Genomic DNA, 18,031 nt, shown 5'->3' with positions numbered 1-18,031 from the left:
AAATCAAGTTTCACTTGATTTCGGCAGCCAGACCGATCTGGCTGCTGCGTTGACTCATGCCCAAGTCGTTGCTGGAGCAACTGCCCGACATCGTGGCCAACGGCCGCCGCCAGGCCGAACGCATCCTCGAAAGCCTGGAAAGCCGCCAGCGCGTGAGCCTGCAGACCCGCGAGTGGGTGCTGCCCAGCCGCGACGCCGCGGCCACCGACTGGATCGCCCAGCAATCCCGCCAGACGCACTGGGCAACCACGGGTCAAGAGCCGGCCTGGGCCAACCGTCTTGTGTACGGCGACAACCTGCAGGTGATGGCGGCCCTGCTGGCCGGCGATGCGCAAACCCCGTCGCTGCGCGGCCGGGTGGACCTGATCTACATCGACCCGCCCTTCGACTCCAAGGCCGACTACCGCACCAAGGTCACGCTGCCGGGCGTGGAATTGGAGCAGCGGCCGACCGTGATCGAACAGTTCGCCTACTCCGACACCTGGGCCGACGGCACGGTGTCGTACCTGGCCATGATCACGCCGCGGCTGGTGCTGATGCGCGAGTTGCTGGCCGACACCGGCTCGATCTACGTGCACTTGGACTGGCACGTGGGCCACTACGTGAAGCTGGTGATGGACGAGATCTTCGGCAAGGACAACTTCGTCAACGAGATCGTCTGGAAGCGTAGTGATGCCAAAGGCGATGCCACGCAGGGCAGCCAGCACTTCTCGCGCGTCCACGACACGATCCTGTTCTTCCAGAAGTCCGCGCCGCGTTACTGGAAACCGATCTTCCTGCCACTGTCGACCAGCTACGTCGACGACTTCTACAAGCACCGCGATGCCGATGGCCGGCGCTACAAGTTGGAGAACATGCTGGGGCCGGGGGGTGAGGCAAAGGGCAACCCGGTGTACGAGGTCTTTGGAGTGCGCAGGGCCTGGCGCTACTCGCGCGAACGCATGCAATCGCTGATCGATGCAGGTCTCGTGGTGCAAACCAATCCAGGCACGGTGCCGATGCAGAAGAAGTACCTGGACGAGTCCAAGGGTGTACAGGTCGGTTCTTGGTGGGACGACATCAGCATGCTTCGCGGATGGTCGGCCGAAAAGGCTGACTACGGCACCCAGAAGCCCGAGAAGCTGCTTGAACGGATCATCAGCGCATCATGCCCACCAAATGGCATCGTGGCGGACTTCAACGGCGGCTCTGGCACCAGTGCGGCGACCGCTGAACGCATGGGCCGGCGCTGGGTGACAACTGACATTGGCAAGCCCGCCTGCATGATCATGCGCAAGCGCCTGATCGACCAGAACGCTGGCCCATTCCTTTACCAGGCCGTGGGTGACTACCACGTGGAAGTGGCCAAAGCCACGCTGGGCCGCGACTTCCGCATTGGCGACTTGGCGCAGATCGTGCTGTCGCTGTACGGCGCGCTGCCGCTGCCGCCCGAGGACAACCCGTCGCGCAACCTGGGCCAGATCGCCGGCTTCCGCGCCGGCGCCGGGCGCGGCAGCAAGACCCTGGTGCTGGCCGATTCGCCCAACAAGCTCACCGGCACGGCCACGTTGAAGAAGGCCGTGGCGCTGCGCGACAGCCTGCTGGGCGGCTGGGACCGCGTGGTGGTTCTGGGCTGGAACTTCGAGCCGGCCATCGGCGAGGTGATGACCGCGCTGAACGACAGCCGGCTGGAGGTGCTGGTGATCCCGCCCGACCTGCTCGACCGGCTGAAGAAGAAGGGCAGCGTCGACAAGCTGCGCGGCCAGGTGCGCTTCTCGTCGCTGCAGTACCTCACGCTGCATCCGGTCCGGCGCCAGGCCCTGCCGGCGGCGGAAGACGGCCCCGCGATGGAACAGCTCGACGTGCGGCTGAAGAACTACGTGCTGCTGTCGCCCGAGGCCATCAACCTCGACGACGCCAACCGCCAGAAGCTGCAGGCGGTGGTGAACGACGATCCGCTGGCCCTGGTGGAGTACTGGGCGGTGGATCCCGACTACGACGGTGAGCTGTTCCGCTCGGTGTGGCAGGACTACCGCGGCAACACCGCCAACGATGCCGACGCCTACCGCGTGGTGACCGCGGCCCAGTTGCAGGTACCTCGGCGACCCGGCGTGCGACGCGTGTGCGTGCGGGTGGTGGACGTGTTCGGCTTCGAGTCCGAGGTGGTGCAGGTCGTGCCGGAGCACCGGGCATGAGCCGGCCCGCCGCCACGCCCGCGCCGGCCTCGAACCCGCTGGCCCTGTCGGCCGCACTGACCGCGCACACGCAGGGGCTCACCCGGGGGCTGGCGCTGGGCACGGCGCCGTTGTTCGAGCAGGTCACCCCGGTCACGGCCGAGCTGCTGCATGCGTGGTTCGGCGAGGACATGGTGGCGGCCCGCCAGGGCCTGAACTTCCACGCCGGCCAGCGCCAGGCCATCCTGAACGTGATCGTGGCGCACGAGGTGCTGGGCGCGGCCTCGCTGCCGGCGCTGTACGAGGCCCTGGTGCCCGAGGCCTTGCTGGCCGATGCCCGCCTGCCGGGCCGGCCCGGCCACCCCAAGTACTGCCTGAAGATGGCCACCGGCACCGGCAAGACCTGGGTGCTGCAGGCCCTGCTGGTGTGGCAGCTGCTGAACAAGAACGCGGCGCTGGCCGAGGGCCGCGACGACCCGCGCTTCACCCGGCACTTCATGGTGGTGGCGCCGGGGCTCATCGTCTACGAGCGGCTGCTGGACGCCTTCTGCGGCCGGCGTGTGCCGGGCTCGGCCACCGGCGAGCGCGACTTCGCCACCGCCGACCTGGCGCGCCACGCCGACCTCTTCATCCCCGAGCCGCACCGCGACGCGGTGCTGGCCTTCGTGCGCGGCAATGTCTGCGCCAAGACCGAGATCGGCTTGAAGACCACCGGCAACGGCCTGCTGGCCGTCACCAACTGGCATCTGCTGACGGGTGCCGAGGACGAGGAGATCGACGAGGCCGCACAGGACGGGGCGGTCGACGCCGGCGTGGCCGTGGCCGAGGCCCACCGCGTGGTGGCCCAGGTGCTGCCGTTGACGCCCGGCCGCGCCACCGGCAATGCGCTGGACGTGCTGGACCGCCGCCATGCCCGCGGCCATGTGCTGGAGCACCTGGCCGCCCTGCCCGAACTGATGGTGTTCAACGACGAGGCCCACCACATCCACGAGGTGCGGCGCGAGGGCGAGGTCACCGAGGTGGAGTGGCAGAAAAGCCTGGGCCGCATCACCGAGGCCAAGGGCCGGCGCTTCATGCAGGTGGACTTCTCGGCCACGCCGTACAACGACGTGGGCACGGCCAGGAACCGACGCAAGCTGTACTTCCCGCACATCGTCACCGACTTCGACCTGAAGGATGCGATGCGCGCCGGCCTGGTGAAGTCGCTGGTGCTCGACCGGCGCAAGGAGATCGGCGCCCTGCCGCTCGCCTTCACCGCCGAGCGCGATGCCGCCGGCGAGCTGGCGCTCAGCGACGGCCAGCGCGTGATGCTGCGCGCCGGCCTGCACAAGCTGCGCCGGCTGGAGGCCGACTTCGCCCGCGTGGCGCCGGGCCGCCACCCCAAGATGCTGGTGGTGTGCGAGGACACGGCGGTGTCGCCGCTGGTGGCCGCGTTCCTGCGCGACGAAGGACTGGCCGAGGACGAGGCGACCACCATCGACTCCGGCCGCAAGGCCGAGCTGGGCGAGAAGGAATGGGCCCAGGTGCGCGACCGCCTGTTCGATGTGGACCGCCATGCCAGCCCCAAGGTGATCGTCAGCGTGCTGATGCTGCGCGAGGGCTTTGACGTCAACAACATCTGCGTCATCGTGCCGCTGCGCTCCAGCCAGGCGCAGATCCTGCTGGAGCAGACCATCGGCCGCGGCCTGCGGTTGATGTGGCGCGAACCCGAGTTCGACGACATCAAGCGCGAGAACCGCCAGCGCATCAGCGACGGCCAGGAGCCGCACAGCCTGATCGACATCCTGTCCATCGTCGAGCATCCGGCCTTCCAGCACTTCTATGACGAGCTGATGGCGGACGGCCTGGTGGGCCACAGCGCGGGCGATGGCGACGACGACGGCAGCAGCACCGGCGACGTGATGCTGGCCGGCCTGCGCGAGGGCTACGAGCCCTTCGACTTCGCCGTGCCCTTCATCGTGCGCGAGGCCGACGAGGTGCTGGACAGCGCGCCGCCCGACATCGCCGCGCTGCCGCCGTTCACCGACTTCGGCCTCGACCAGCTGCGCCACATGCTGGGCCGCGGTGACCAGTTCATCTCGCAGGACCTGCAGAGCAGCACGCTGTTCGGCGGCTACCGCGTGGATGGTGCGGTGATGAGCGTGGGCGGCTACAACGACTACCTGGCGCGGCTGACCCGGCGCATCGGCCAGGCCCTGAGCCAGCCCCTGCCCAAGACCGGCAAGGTGGCCTCGCACGTGGCCACGCCGTACCGGCAGGTGGACACGGCCGAGCTGACCGGCTGGCTGGACGACTATGTGTGGACGCGGCTGTTCGGCACCGACTTCAACCCGCTGGCCAACGAGGACTGGCGCCTGCTGCTGCTGACGCCGGTGGTCGAGCACATCACCCGGGTGTTCGCGATGGCGCTGGTGCAATCGGCCCAGCCGCGCGCCGTGGGGGCGGCCGAGGTGATGCACCGCCGCCTGTCGGAGGTGCCCGCGCTGACCGTGCGCGAGAGCGCGTCGGTGCCGGTGAGCAAGTGCATCTACACCCGCCTGCCCTACCCCACGCACAAGGGCGGGCTGGAGCGGCGCTTCATCCAGTGGGCCCAGGCCGATGCCGGCGTGCAGGCCTTCTGCAAGATCAGCGAGACGCGGCACCACTTCGTGCGCCTGCGCTACGTGAAGGAGGACGGCCTGCCGGCCTACTACTCGCCCGACTTCCTGGTGCGCACGGCCGAGGGCATCTGGCTGGTGGAGACCAAGGCCCAGGACCAGGTGAGCCACCCCAACGTACAGCGCAAGCGCCGCGCCGCCGTGGCCTGGTGCGAGCGCATCAGCGCCCTGCCCGCGGCGCAGCGCAGCGAGCGCCCCTGGCACTACGTGCTGCTGGGCGAGGACCTGGTGGTGGAGTGGCAGGGCCAGGGCGGCACGCTGGCCGAGTTGCTGTACCTGCAGCGGCTGCGGCCGGTGCCGGCCAGCGTGCAGCAGGCCAGCCTGCTGTAGCTGCGCGCACGCGGTCAGGCGGCGGCGCCTGCGCTCGCGGGCCTCAGCGCGCCCAGGGGCCGCGCAACTCTGCCAGCGCAGCCATCGGCTCGGTACAGGCCGCCACGGCGGCATCGTGGCGGGCCGCCAGCCAGCCCACGGCGAACCAGGCCTCGGGCTGCTGCGCCGCCAGCGCGCGGCAATGCGCGGCGGCCACGACGGCGTCGTTCAGTTCGCCCAGCGGGCCCTGGGCGGCTTGCAGCGCATCGACGAAGCGCGCCAGCGGCCGTGCCGGCCACAGGCTGACGCTCAGCTCGGTGGCGTAGCGCAGGCGCTTGATGCGCCGGCGCAGGCGGTGGCGCGCGGCGTCGTCCAGCGTGGCAAAGGCCTGGGCGTCGCGCCGCACCTGGCGCAGCAGGTGGCGCAGTGCCCGGGCCAGGGTGTCGCGCAGCGGCTGCGTGGTGGCATCGGTCGTGGCATCGGTGCCCAAAGCCGCGGACGCCGGCAAGCTCAGCGCCAGCAGCCGCAGCCACAGCGCCTGGGTGTCGGCCGCACACAGCAGGGCTGGCAGGTCGGCGCTGCCTGCGGCTGGCTCGGGCTGGGCCAGCGCCGGCGCGCCGGCGGCTTGCAGCGCGGGCCACAGCCAGCCAGCGCGCACGTCGCGGTCGCGGGCCTGACTCAGGCGGGTGAACAGCTGTGCCACCGCAGCCGCGAGTGGGGCGTCCAGGCCCGGCAGCAGGGTGCGGTACAGGCGCAGCACGGTGCGCAGGCGGCGCAGGCCCACGCGCAGCTGGTGCAGGTGCTCGGGCTGCCACTGGCCATCGGCGATCTGGCTGGCATTGGCCAGCGACTGCTGCAGGCCCTCGCCCAGCATGGCCGCCACCGCGGCGCGCGCGCTGCAGCCGGACTCGAGTGTCAGGCGCCGCGCCTTGGTGGGCGGGCTGACGGCCAGGCCTGCGCCGGGCGGCGCGGCCAGGGCCTCGGCCTGCCGCGCCTGGTGGGCCAGCGCGTGGCCTCGCTCGCTCTTGCTGCGCACATCCAGCCACAGGCCGAAACGCGCGCTCCAGCGCGCGGCTAGGTCGAGCAGGGCCGGCGTGTCGCCCTGGATCAGCTCGAACTCGATCTCGCACACCGGCAGCACCAGGCCGCCGGCGCGGATCTCGCCCTCGTCGAGCGCCAGCTCGATCACCGCGCCCTGGTGGCGCACGTGGCGCCAGGTGCGCTGCACCTGGGTGGCGTAATGCTCGCGCAGCGTGGCGTTGCGCGCGCCCGCCAGCACCTCGCGCAGGCGCGCGCCGGCCGGGCTGCCGTCGTGGCGGGCGATGTCCAGCCCGGGGGGCGTGTGCGCCGCCTGCGGCCCCGCCGCGGCCAGCACCACGTTGTGCTCCAGGCGCTGCAAGGCCACGCGGCCCTCGGCCTTGAGCGTCTGCACCCAGCTGTCGCCTTCCTGGCGCAGGCGCAACGCCACGCGGGCGCGGGCCAGGTCGCCGTCGGCGGTTTCCATGTAGCGGGCCGCCAGGGCCAGCGGCCTGGCGCTGGCCGTGGCCACCGCACGCCGCACGGCCGCCAGCCTGGCGGCGGGGATGCGGAACTTCAACTCGACTTCATGCGACATGCGGGCGATGGTGCCATGCCAGACCGCCTGGCCCGGCCTCTGGCCACCTGGGCCGGGGCCTACAATCGCGGGTTGACCCGCAGGCCGCGCCTGCCCCCGAACCGAGCCCCACCATGCCGCTCTTCTGGAAGCACTACCAGTCCGACGCCACGCAGTTCATCAATGACCTGAAGGCCAAGAAGCCGACGCTGGAAGCCGAGCAGCGCGCCGGCCGCAGCCTGCTGTGGGATCGCGAGCAAGACCGCCAGGCGCAGGCCGACTACCAGGATGCACGCGTGCCGCAAGGCGCCTACGTGTACTTCGGCCGCCCCAAGAACGCGGCCCGCTGAGCGCCCTGCCGCATCGCCGGCCGGCTGCGCCGAGCGCCAGGCCTGCCCCGTGCCCACACCGCGCCCGCTGAAGGCCCGTTGAAACGCCCCCCTGCCGCCGTGCCCCTGCCCGACCCGCAGCCGCAGCCCGCCGACGACGGCCGCCCGGCCGCCGCACCCGACACCGACACGCTGCCGGTCGACCATGTCGCGGTGGCGCGGCTGTATGGCGAACCGCTGTTCGCCATGCCGCAGGACCTGTACATCCCGCCGGATGCGCTGGAGGTCTTTCTCGAGGCCTTCGAAGGCCCGCTCGATCTGCTGCTGTACCTGATCCGCAAGCAGAACTTCAACATCCTCGACATCCCGCTGGCCGACGTGACGCGCCAGTACCTGGCCTATGTCGACCAGATCCGCCAGCGCAACCTCGAGCTGGCCAGCGAATACCTGCTGATGGCCGCGATGCTGATCGAGATCAAGTCGCGCATGCTGCTGCCGCCCAAGAAGAGCGACGACGGCCATGAGGCGGCCGACCCGCGCGCCGAGCTGGTGCGGCGCCTGCTCGAATACGAGCAGATGAAGCTGGCCGCGGCGCGGCTTGATCAGCTGCCGGTGATCGGCCGCGACTTTTTGCGCGCCGAGGTGCACATCGAGCAAAGCCTGAAGCCGCGCTTTCCGGATGTGGCGGTGGTCGACCTGCGCGAGGCCTGGGGCGACATCCTCAAGCGCGCCCGCCTGAACCAGCACCACCGCATCAGCCGCGAGCAGCTCAGCGTGCGCGAGCACATGAGCATCGTGCTGCGCACGCTGCAGGGCCGGCGCTTCGTCGAGTTCGAAGACCTGTTCGACCCCACGCGCGGCGTGCCGGTGATGGTGGTGACCTTCATCGCCATGCTTGAACTGGCGCGTGAGCGCCTGCTCGAGATCACCCAGGCCGAGCCCTTTGCGCCGATCTACGTGCGCCTGGCCTACCAGCCGGCCTGAGCGCTGCCCGGCACGGCACGGCCATCGCCCGGCCGCCCGCCGCTGCCGCGCGAGGCAGCTGTGGCACAGTCGCGCCTTTCCCACGCCCTGGCCCGCCCCGCTTTCCCGATGGCACTCAAGTCCACGATCTACAAGGCCACGCTGCAGCTCTCGGACATGGACCGCCATGTCTACGGCGAGCATGCACTGACCCTGGCCCTGCACCCCAGCGAGACCGAAGAGCGCCTGATGGTGCGGGTGCTGGCCTTTGCGCTGAACCTGCCAGCCGATGACCTGAACGGCACGCTGCAGTTTGCCCGCGGCCTGTCCGACACCGACGAGCCCGACCTGTGGCACAAGGACCTGTCCGAACAGCTGCTGCAGTGGATCGAGGTGGGCCAGCCCGACGAGCGGCGCCTGTCCAAGGCCTGCGGCCGCGCCGACCGGGTGGTGATCTACGCCTATGCCAACAGCACGCCGATCTGGTTTGCCGGCATCGCCAACAAGATCACCCGCCTGGGCAACCTCAAGGTCTGGCAGATCCCGGCCGACCAGAGCCAGGCCCTGGCAGCGATGGCCAGCCGCGCGATGCGCCTGACCGTCACGGTGCAGGACGGCCATGTCTGGGTCAACGACGACAGCCACAACGTCGAGATCACGCCCCAGGCGCTGTGGGGCGGCGAGGCCTGAATGCCCACGCTGACCCGCCGCCACCTGCTTTTATCGCTGCCGGCGCTGGCCGGTCCGAGCCTGCCCATGAGCACTGCCCAAGCCGCCACGCCCGACCCCACCGACGACCCCCACCTGTGGCTCGAAGACGTGCAGGGCGAGCGCGCGCTGGCCTGGGTGCGCGAGCGCAACGCCGCCACCCGCGCGGTGCTGGAGGCGCACCCGCGTTTTGCCACCACCCGCAGCGGGCTGCGCGCCATCCTCGACTCGCGTGACCGCATTCCGGCCGTGGCCCGGCGCGGCGACTGGTTCTACAACGTCTGGCGCGATGCCCAGCACCCGCGCGGCCTGTGGCGCCGCGCCACGCTGGTCGAGTTTCGCAAGGACAGCCCGGCCTGGGAGACGGTGATCGACCTCGACGCCCTGGCCAAGGCCGAGGGCGAGAACTGGGTCTGGGCCGGCGCCACCGCGCTCGGCCCCGACTACCGCCGCTGCCTGATCAGCCTGTCGCGCGGCGGCGCCGACGCCACCGTGGTGCGCGAGTACGACACCGTCGACAAGCGCTTCGTGCCGCCGGCCGAAGGCGGTTTCAGCCTGCCCGAGGCCAAGAGCCGGGTCAGCTGGGCCGACGCCGACACGCTGTACGTGGGCAGCGATTTCGGCCCCGGCTCGCTCACCGACTCGGGCTACCCGCGGGTCATCCGCCGCTGGGCGCGCGGCACGCCGCTGGCCAAGGCACCGCTGGTGTTCGAGGGCCTGGCCAGCGATGTGAGCGTGGCGGTCTCGGTCGATCGCACGCCGGGCTTCGAGCGCACCGTGTTCTCGCGCGCCACCGACTTCTACAACGCCGAGATGTCGCTGCTGCGGCCCGACGGCACGCTGGCGCGCATCGACCTGCCCAGCGATGCCGAGCTCGACTTCTGGCGCGACCAGGCCCTGGTCAGCCTGCGCAGCGACTGGCGCCCGGCCGACCGCCGCTGGCCGGCTGGCGCCCTGCTGGTGGGCAGCGCCCAGGATCTGCTGGCCGGCCGCCCGGTGGCCTGGCAGGCCTTGTTCGAGCCCAGCGCCACCCGCTCGCTGGCCAGCCACAGCACCACGCGCAGCCATGTGCTGCTCAACGTGATGGACAACGTGGCCGGCCGGCTCGAGGAATGGCGCCGCGATGGCGAGCGCTGGAGCCGCCGCGAGGTGGCCACGCCCTATCCCGGCAGCCTGAGCGCCAGCGCGCTGCACGACCCGCTGCTGGCCCAGGACGCGCTGGGCGAGAGCTACTGGCTCAGCTACACCGATTTCCTGACCCCCGATTCGCTGATGCTGGGCCGCACCGGCCGCGACGCTCGCGAGCCGATGAAGGCGCGCAAGGCCTTCTTCGACGCCGCCGGCATGCGCGTGGAGCAGCGCTTTGCCAGCAGCCGCGACGGCACCCGCGTGCCCTACTTCGTGGTCTGGCCGCAGGGCGCCGTGGCCGATGGCCGCAACCCCACGCTGCTGTACGGCTACGGCGGTTTCGAGGTCGCGCAGCGGCCCTGGTATTCGGCCGGCTTCGGCCAGGCCTGGTTTGCCCATGGCGGCGTGCTGGTGGTGGCCAACATCCGCGGCGGCGGCGAGTTCGGGCCGGCCTGGCACCAGGCCGCCACCAAGGCCAACAAACAAAAAAGCTACGACGACTTTGCCGCCGTGGCCGAGGACCTGATCGCGCACAAGATCACCAGCCCGCGCCACCTGGGCATCGAAGGCGGCAGCAACGGCGGCCTGCTGGTCGGCGCGGTGATGCTGCAGCGGCCCGAGCTGTTCAATGCCGTGGTCTGCCAGGTGCCGCTGCTCGACATGCGCCGCTACCACCGGCTGCTGGCCGGCGCCAGCTGGATGGCCGAGTACGGCGACCCCGACAAGCCCGACGAATGGGCCTGGATCTCGCGCTACAGCCCCTACCAGAACGTGCCGGCGGCCAGCACCCGCAAGCTGCCCAAGCTGCTGTTCACCACCAGCACGCGCGACGACCGCGTGCACCCGGGCCATGCGCGCAAGATGGCCGCCCGCCTGGTCGAGCGGGGCCACGAGGCGCTGTACTACGAGAACATCGAGGGCGGCCACGGCGGCGCCGCCGACAACGCCCAGAAGGCCGACATGCTGGCGCTCGAGTTCAGCTTTCTGTGGCAGCAGCTGGCGCGTTGAGGCTGAACACGAAATACGCGCCCTGCCCCACCGCGGCCTCGGCGCGGATGTGGCCGCCGTGCCGCTCGATGATGCGCGCAGCGATGGCCAGGCCCACGCCCGTGCCCTCGAACTCGTCGGCCCGGTGCAGGCGCTGGAACACGCCGAACAGCTTGCCGGCGTAGCGCATGTCGAAGCCGGCGCCGTTGTCGCGCACCGCGTAGGCCAGGCCGCCCCCGGCCAGCGGCTCGGCGCTGAACTCGATGCGCGGCTGCGCCTGGTGGCGGGTGTACTTGACCGCGTTGTCGATCAGGTTGGCAAACACCTGGCGCAGCAGCGTGGCATCGGCCTGCGCATCGGGCAGCTCGGGCAGTTGCACCACGATGCCGCGGCGGGTGATCTCGTCGGCATGTTCGGCCAGGCAGTCCTGCACCAGCGCGCCCACCGCCACCGGGCTGCGCAGCAGCGGCTCGCGCGCGCCACGGGCAAATCGCAGCAGGTCGCGGATCAGGCGGTCCATGCGCAGCGCGCTGCCGCGCAGCAGCTCGAGCATGTGCCGGCCGTCGGCGTCCACGCCCGCGGCATGGTCGCGCAGCAGCAGCGACGACAGGCCGTCGATGGCGCGCAGCGGCGCGCGCAGATCGTGCGACACCGAGTAGGCAAAGGCATCCAGCTCGCGGTTGCTGGCCTCCAGCGCACGGGTGCTGGCCTGCAGCGCCTGCGTGCGCTCGGCCACGCGCTGCTCGAGCTCGGCGTTCAGCCGGCGCAAGGCCGCCTGCTCGCGCGCCGCGGCCACGCGGTGATAGGCGTTTTCCAGCGCCAGCGGCAGCAGCTGCAGCAGGTGGGCGTTCTTGGGCAGGTAGTCGGTGGCGCCCAGGCGCAGGGCCTCGGCGGCCACATCCTCGGTGCCCTGGCCGGTGGCCAGCACCACCGGGATGTCGAGCCCGCGCTGCTCGCGCAGCGTCTTCAGCAGGTCGAGCCCGCTGTCGCCGGGCAGGCGGTAGTCGACCAGCAGGATGTCGTAGGCACAGGGCGCCGAGGCATCGCCGGGCAGCAGGGCCAGCGCCGCCGCCGCGTCGGGCACCGCCTGCAGGCGCAGGTGCGGCGCATGGCGCTCGAGGTGGCGGCGCGCCAGGTCCACATCCAGCGCCTGCGGCTCCACGTACAGCAGCTGCAGCGTGCGGCCGCGGCGCGCGCTGTCGGCCTGGCGCCGCAGATGGGCGGCCCGCAGCGTGGCGCCCAGGCGCTCGTGCAGGTCGTCGCGCTTGACCAGGTAGTCGTCGGCACCGGCGCGCAACGCAGCCACGGCCATCGATTCGTCGCCCTGGCCGGTGAGCGCCACCACGGTGAGCGGCGAGCCCTGCTCGCGCAAGGCCACGATCAGCTCGAAGCCATGGCCGTCGGGCAGGCGCAGGTCGCTGAGCAGCAGGTCGAAGCCGCCCGCCTCAGCCGCCCCGCCCGCTGCCACGGCGGCAGAGGCGACGGCCAGGATCTCGCGCGCCTGCTGCAGCGTGGTGGCCAGCACCAGGCCGTCGGCCAGGCCGGCCGCGGCCAGTGCGCGGCCGATCAGGTCGGCGTCGCGCGCATCGTCTTCGAGCAGCAGGATGCGCATGGCGCGGGGCAGAACCTAGACCGGAGACTGGTTGACCAGCGTCCAGTAGACATCGAGCTGTTCGGTGACATCCATGAACTTCTCGAACTCGACCGGCTTGACGATGTAGGAGTTGGCGCCCAGGTGGTAGGCCGACTGCACGTCGCCGTGCTCGGCCGAGGTGGTGAGCACCACCACCGGCACCGCGCGCAGCGTGGCGTGGCTCTTGAACGCGCGCAACACGTCCAGGCCATCCACGCGCGGCAGCTTCAGGTCGAGCAGCACCACCACCGGGCGCGGCTCGCCGGCCTCCCAGCGCGGAATCCAGGCCAGCGCCTCTTCGCCGTCGCGGGCCACGATGACCGGGTTGCTCACCTTGCGCCGCCGGAAGGCACGCAGTGTCAGGTCGACATCCATCGGGTTGTCTTCGACCAGCAGGATGGGGTTGTCCTTGTTCATCGTGATCCTGGAAGCTCGAGCCTGAAAACGGCACCTGCGCCGGGCTGGCCGTGGGCACTGGCCGTGCCGCCCATGCGCTCCATGGCCTTGCGCACGATGGCCAGGCCGACCCCGGTGCCGGGGTAGTCCTCGGCGCGGTGCAGGCGCTGGAAGATCTCGAAGATGCGCTCCTGAAAGCGCATGTCAAAGCCGATGCCATTGTCACGCACCCACAAGGCGACGCCGCCGTCGGGGCGCTGCTCGCCCCCCAGCTCGATGGTCAGCGGCACGCCCTGGCGACCGAACTTCAGCGCGTTGTCGATCAGGTTGCGCAGCGCGATCTCGAGGCCCTGGCCATCGGCCTGGGCCTGCAGGCCGTCGGGCAGGTTCAGCGTGATGCTGGCGCCGCGCTCGGCCACCGCCTCGTGCAGGGCCTGGATCACGGCCTGTGCCAGCGGTGCCAGCGCCACCGTGCCCAGCGCCACGCTGCGCCGCTCGAGCCGCGAGTAGGCCAGCAGGTCGTCGATCAGCTGGCCCATGTGCTGGGTGGCCTGGCGGATGTGGCCCAGGAACTGGCGGCCCTCCTCGTCAAGCTGCTGCGCATGGTCGCGCTGCAGCAGGCGGCCGTAGCCGTCGATGCCGCGCAGCGGCGCCTTCAGATCGTGCGAGACCGAGTAGGTGAAGGTTTCCAGCTCGCGGTTGACGCGGCGGATGTGGCCCACGGTGGCATCGAGCTGGGCGTTCAGCCGGTCGATCTCGCTGATGTCGATGAAACACACCAGGGCGGTGCCGTCGCTGCTGTCGTCCAGCGCCGGCAGCGACATCGACAGCAGCAGCTTGCGCGGCCGGCCGTCGGGCAGGGTCTGGCGGCGTTGCCAGATGTGCTGGCGCTCGCCGCGCCACAGCGCCAGCAGCTCGCCGATGAAGTCGCTCATGCCCTCGGGCGTGTCGAACATCGGCTCCAGCGTGCGCGGCTGGCCGTCGTGCAGGCCCAGGTCGCGCAGCTCGGCGGCCTTGCGGTTGACCTTGAGCACCCGCACCGCGCGCAGGCATTCGCGCACCACCTCCGGATGGCGCGCCAGGTACGCGGCCGGATCGCTCACACCCTCGTCGCGCAGGGCATTGAGCACGCGCCGCGCGCCGCTCCAGTCCTGCTCCTGGATGGCCACCGGCACGGCCTCGAAGATGCGCCGGTAGCGCAGCTCGCTGGCCTGCAGCTGCTCGGTGCGTTCGGCCACCCGCTGCTCCAGCTCGACGGCCAGGCGGCGTACCTCGGCCTCGGCTTCGCGGCGCTCGCTGATGTCGATGCACGAGCCCACGCGCTCGAGCACATTGCCCTCGCCGCGCACCAGCCTGAACTCGTCGCGCAGCCAGCGCCAGCGCCCGTCGCGGTGGCGAAAGCGGTACTCCACCACCGTGGCGCCATCGCCGGCTTGCACGCCGGACATGGCCGCGGCCACCGCCGCCAGGTCGTCGGGGTGCACATGGGCCTGCCAGAAGCCGGCATCGGTCTGGAAATCCTGCGGCCGGTGGCCCAGCAGCAGCTCGACATTGGCCGAGCAGAAGCTGGCCGCGCCCTGCGTCGGATGCCGTACGCTGTAGATCACCGCGGGCGTGTGGTCCAGCAGGTGGGCCAGGCGCCGCTCGCTGGTGCGCAACGCATCCAGCAGGCGCCGGCGCTCGGTGATGTCGCGGCTGATCACCAGCACGCTGTAGACCTTGCCATGCGCGTCGACCTCGGGCACCACCAGCGACTCCCAGGTGCGCTGGCCCTGCGGGCCCGGAAAGTCGAACTGCAGGCGCTCGGTGGGCGCACCGCCGAACACCCGCGCAAGCAGCGCGTCCCACACGCACACCAGCTCGGGCGGCATGCCCAGCTCGGCCGTGGTGCGGCCGATGAAGGCCTCGGGCGCCAGCCCGGTGGCCACGCGCACCGCGGCATTGGCATACAGATGGCGGCCCTGGCGGTCGATGCGCACCACGGTGTCGGGCAGGTTGTCGGCCAGCTTGCGCATCTGCGCCTCGCGGCGGGCCAGGCCGCGGTGCTGCTGGCTGGTTTCAGCCAGCGCCTGGGCCAGCCACCACAGCGCCCACAGGGCCCACAGCGCGGCGCCCAGCATCAGCCCCGGCACCACCGCCCGCACGGCGCCGGGCAGCGGCAGCAGCCAACCGGCCGGCAACAGCAGCAACAGCACGGCCAGGCCGGCCACGGCAGCCCGCCAATGGCGTCGCCAAGGCGACAGGCCGGTGGCCTGAACGGCGGCACCCGATGACGGCGCGCCTGCTTGCGCGGCCTGCGGCGGCGCGACTTCTCCCACGCTGACTTCCTCCCTGCCTGCGCCGGTGGTCAGGGTCGCCCACGGCGACCGCCATCGTGGCTGGCAAGGAGAATGCTAAGCCACACAGCGCACGGCCAGCTTGCGCCGGCGCGACCGAATGGCAAAAAGCCGCTGCGGCCGGATGCCGATCAGGCGAAGGCGTAGGGCCCGCCGCGCTGCAGCGCGCGCTGGTAGGCCGGCCGCGCATGGATGCGCTGCAGGAAGGCGTGCAGGCGCGGGCGCGAGGCATCCAGCCCGGCGCGCTGCGCCGCGGCCTCGAGCGGAAAGCTCATCATGATGTCGGCGCCGCTGAGCTCGTCGCCGGCAAACCAGGCCCCGCGGCCGAGCTCGGCCTCCATGAAATCGAGCTGGCGCTTCAGATTGGGCAGCACCATCGCATCCATCACCTTGCGGCTGATGCCGCGCGCGACGGGCTTGACGAAAAACGGCATGGGCGCGCTGGCCACGCGGTCGAAGATCAGCTTGAGCAGCAGCGGCGGCATGGCCGAGCCCTCGGCAAAGTGCAGCCAGTAGCGGTAGCGCAGCGCCTCGGGGCTGCCCGCGGCCGGCTGCAGCCGGCCCTGGCCGTAGCGCTCGAGCAGGTACTCGACGATGGCGCCGGTTTCGGCCACCGTGGTGTCGCCATCCTGGATCACCGGGCTCTTGCCCAGCGGGTGCGCCTGCAACAGCTCGGGCGGCGCCAGCATGGTCTGCGCGTTGCGCTGGTGCTGGCGGATCTCGTAGGGCAGGCCCAGCTCTTCAAGCAGCCAGAGCACGCGCTGCGAGCGCGAGTTGTTGAGGTGGTGAACGGTGATCATCGTGGTGCGGCGGGTGGGCAAAGACGCAAGGGCGCGCATTGTCCCCGCCCGCCGCGCCCGCTGCCGGCCGCGGGGCATGGCCCGCCGCCGGCAGCCGGCCACAGGCTCACTGGCTGAGCTGCAGCGTGTAGCTCGCGCCCACCGCGCCACTGCCGTGGCGCACGCCCACCAGGTAGTTGACCGCGGCGCTGGCGTTGTTGCTGTAGACCACGCTGTCCACCGCGCCCAGGCCGCTGTTGCTGCTGCTGACCAGGGCGCTGCCGCTGCTGCTGTACAGCACCAGGTTGTGGTTGGCGGTGGCCGCCGGCGTCAGGCGGGCGGTGAGCGTCTTGCCGGCCGGCAGCGTGACGCGGTAGAGATCGATGTCGCTGCTGGCCGTGAGCGTGCCGCCCACCCGGGCCACCGCAGCCACCACCACCTGGGCGCTGGCCACGCTGCCATTGGGCTCGAGCTCGGCCACCGCGGTGGCGCTGATGGCCGGTGCCGCCGCCGCGGCGCTGACCGCCAGCGCGGCATCAAGCAGGCCGGTGCCGCAGCCGCTGCAGCTGGCCGGAAAGGCGCGCACGCTGCTGCGCAACAGGCTCTCGGTCTGCTCCACCGTGAGCGCCGGGTTGCGCGCCAGCATCAGGGCGGCCACGCCGGCCACATGCGGCGTGGCCATCGAGGTGCCCTGGTACCAGGCATAGCTGTCGGCGCCCGGTGCGCCGCTGCCGGTGTTGAGCGTCGACAGGATGCCGTTGGTGGCCGCCGCACGGGTGTCACCGCCCGGTGCGGCCAGGTCGACGTTGGCGCCGTAGTTGCTGTAGTAGGCCCGGCCGCCACTGCGGTTGGCCGCGGCCACGGTGGTCACGCCATGGCAGTTGGCCGGCGTGGCGTTGAGTGCACTGGCCGCCGAGTTGCCGGCCGCCACCACCACCACGGCGCCACTGGCGCGGGCCTGGTTGATGGCGTTCTGCATGGTGGTGCCGCAGCTGCCGCTGCCACCCAGCGACAGGTTGATCACCCGCGCCGGCGTGGTGTTGGCCACCACGCCGCTGACGGTGCCGCCAGCCGCCCACAGCAGGCCGTCGGCGATGTCGGAGGTGTAGCCGCCGCACTTGCCCAGCACCCGCACCGGCAGCACCTTGGCGCCAAAGGCCACGCCAGCCACGCCGCTGGCGTTGTGGGTGAGCGCGGCAATGGTGCCGGCCACATGGGTGCCGTGCCAGCTGCTGGCCTGCGCCGCACTGCCGCTGCCGCATTCGCCGGCGGCCACGCCATCGCCCGGATCGAGCGCGCTGGCATCGCGGCCATTGCCGTCGTTGCCCACCGCGCTGGTGCTGATGAAGTCGTAGCCGGCCAGGATGTTGGCGGCCAGGTCGGCATGCGGTCGGTAGCCGGTGTCGACCACCGCCACCACCACGCCGGCGCCGGTGCTGGCGTCCCAGGCAGCGGGCAGGTTGAGGCCGGCGGTGGCCTCGCTGTAGTGCCACTGGCTCAGGTAGCTGGGGTCGTTGGGCTGCAGCTGGGTCTGCAGGCGCAGATCGGGCTCGGCGTACTCGACATTGCTGTCGCGCCGCATGATCTCCTGGGCCAGGCTGCGCACAGCGTCGACGCCCAGGCTGCGGTCCAGCGCCATCACGTGGGCGGCCTGGCCGTTGCTGCGCAGCCGGCTCATCTGCGCACCGGCGCGGTTGACCACCTCGTGGGCGCTGCCCATGGTGGCCAGGCCGGGCTGGCTGGCGGCGGCACTGCCGCTGCGGTACTTGATGATCAGCCGGTCGGTGACGGCGGCCGCTTCGATCCGGCTGCCGCCATCGGCCGCCAGCGACGCGGCCTGCGCCAACGGTGACAACAGCAGCCAGCCCATGGACAGCGCGGCCAGTGACGGACGGATGAGTGCTTGCATGGTGATGGGGTTTCCCTCGGTTGCGGTGCGTTGGATTGCGGAGCGTGCGGTGTGCGTGTGGCCGATCGTCCGGCGCAGGCCCGTGGCCTTGCCGTGTTGCCCGATCGGCCCCAAATTTTGCGCGCCCGTGAGCCCCGGCAGCCAAGGGCC

At 71.4% G+C, this 18,031-nt stretch carries 12 protein-coding genes; 6 read left to right on the top strand and 6 right to left on the bottom strand.

The window, feature by feature from the left end; genetic code table 11:
- The first annotated feature begins 56 nt into the window (after positions 1-56).
- Both N4G63_RS05295 and N4G63_RS05290 read left to right on the top strand, forming a co-directional pair.
- Positions 57-2,174: a site-specific DNA-methyltransferase gene (locus N4G63_RS05295; RefSeq protein ID WP_314599424.1), complete on the top strand. Its 2,118-nt coding sequence runs from the start codon at positions 57-59 to the stop codon at positions 2,172-2,174.
- Positions 2,171-5,140: a DEAD/DEAH box helicase family protein gene (locus N4G63_RS05290; RefSeq protein ID WP_314599423.1), complete on the top strand. Its 2,970-nt coding sequence runs from the start codon at positions 2,171-2,173 to the stop codon at positions 5,138-5,140. The genes N4G63_RS05295 and N4G63_RS05290 overlap by 4 nt, the downstream gene beginning before the upstream one ends.
- 43 nt (positions 5,141-5,183) lie before the next feature.
- Here the strand turns inward: N4G63_RS05290 and N4G63_RS05285 are convergent, their stop codons facing one another.
- A complete protein-coding gene (locus tag N4G63_RS05285) occupies positions 5,184-6,734 on the bottom strand; it encodes a CYTH and CHAD domain-containing protein (protein ID WP_260785745.1) in 1,551 nt (516 codons plus the stop codon).
- Between the two features lie 113 nt (positions 6,735-6,847).
- Between N4G63_RS05285 and N4G63_RS05280 the strand changes: the two genes are divergently transcribed.
- From N4G63_RS05280 to N4G63_RS05265, 4 genes are all read left to right on the top strand, one after another.
- Positions 6,848-7,063, top strand: a complete 216-nt coding sequence (locus tag N4G63_RS05280) for a DUF3460 family protein (RefSeq protein ID WP_260785746.1) — start codon at positions 6,848-6,850, stop codon at positions 7,061-7,063.
- Positions 7,064-7,162: 99 nt separating this feature from the next.
- Positions 7,163-8,026 (top strand): segregation and condensation protein A, encoded by an 864-nt coding sequence (locus N4G63_RS05275; protein ID WP_443112007.1) that lies wholly within the window; start codon positions 7,163-7,165, stop codon positions 8,024-8,026.
- Between the two features lie 108 nt (positions 8,027-8,134).
- A complete protein-coding gene (locus tag N4G63_RS05270) occupies positions 8,135-8,695 on the top strand; it encodes a YaeQ family protein (protein WP_260785747.1) in 561 nt (186 codons plus the stop codon).
- A 66-nt stretch (positions 8,696-8,761) separates the two neighbouring features.
- Entirely contained in the window at positions 8,762-10,849 is a 2,088-nt protein-coding gene (locus tag N4G63_RS05265; RefSeq protein WP_260785748.1) for a prolyl oligopeptidase family serine peptidase, read from the top strand.
- Here the strand turns inward: N4G63_RS05265 and N4G63_RS05260 are convergent.
- The 5 genes from N4G63_RS05260 to N4G63_RS05240 form a co-directional block, all read right to left on the bottom strand.
- Positions 10,818-12,440, bottom strand: coding sequence for a sensor histidine kinase (locus tag N4G63_RS05260; protein WP_260785749.1), 1,623 nt, complete (start codon positions 12,438-12,440; stop codon positions 10,818-10,820). The genes N4G63_RS05265 and N4G63_RS05260 overlap by 32 nt on opposite strands.
- Before the next feature lie 15 nt (positions 12,441-12,455).
- Positions 12,456-12,878, bottom strand: coding sequence for a response regulator (locus N4G63_RS05255; protein ID WP_260785750.1), 423 nt, complete (start codon positions 12,876-12,878; stop codon positions 12,456-12,458).
- Positions 12,875-15,067 carry a PAS domain-containing sensor histidine kinase gene (locus N4G63_RS05250; protein WP_260785751.1) on the bottom strand — a complete coding sequence of 731 codons (2,193 nt, stop codon included), beginning with the start codon at positions 15,065-15,067 and terminating at the stop codon, positions 12,875-12,877. Before N4G63_RS05250 ends, N4G63_RS05255 begins: the two co-directional genes overlap by 4 nt.
- Before the next feature lie 257 nt (positions 15,068-15,324).
- Entirely contained in the window at positions 15,325-15,993 is a 669-nt protein-coding gene (locus N4G63_RS05245) for a glutathione S-transferase family protein (RefSeq protein WP_260785752.1), read from the bottom strand.
- 106 nt (positions 15,994-16,099) lie between these two features.
- On the bottom strand, positions 16,100-17,881 hold the full coding sequence (locus N4G63_RS05240) for a S8 family peptidase (RefSeq protein ID WP_260785753.1): 1,782 nt from the start codon (positions 17,879-17,881) through the stop codon (positions 16,100-16,102).
- Positions 17,882-18,031 lie beyond the last annotated feature (150 nt).

The organism is Aquabacterium sp. OR-4 (assembly GCF_025290835.2).
In the GTDB taxonomy this organism is placed as follows: Bacteria; Pseudomonadota; Gammaproteobacteria; order Burkholderiales; family Burkholderiaceae_C; genus Pseudaquabacterium.
Note: the sequence above shows the minus strand (reverse complement) of the source record. Positions and strands in the feature narration are given on the sequence as shown.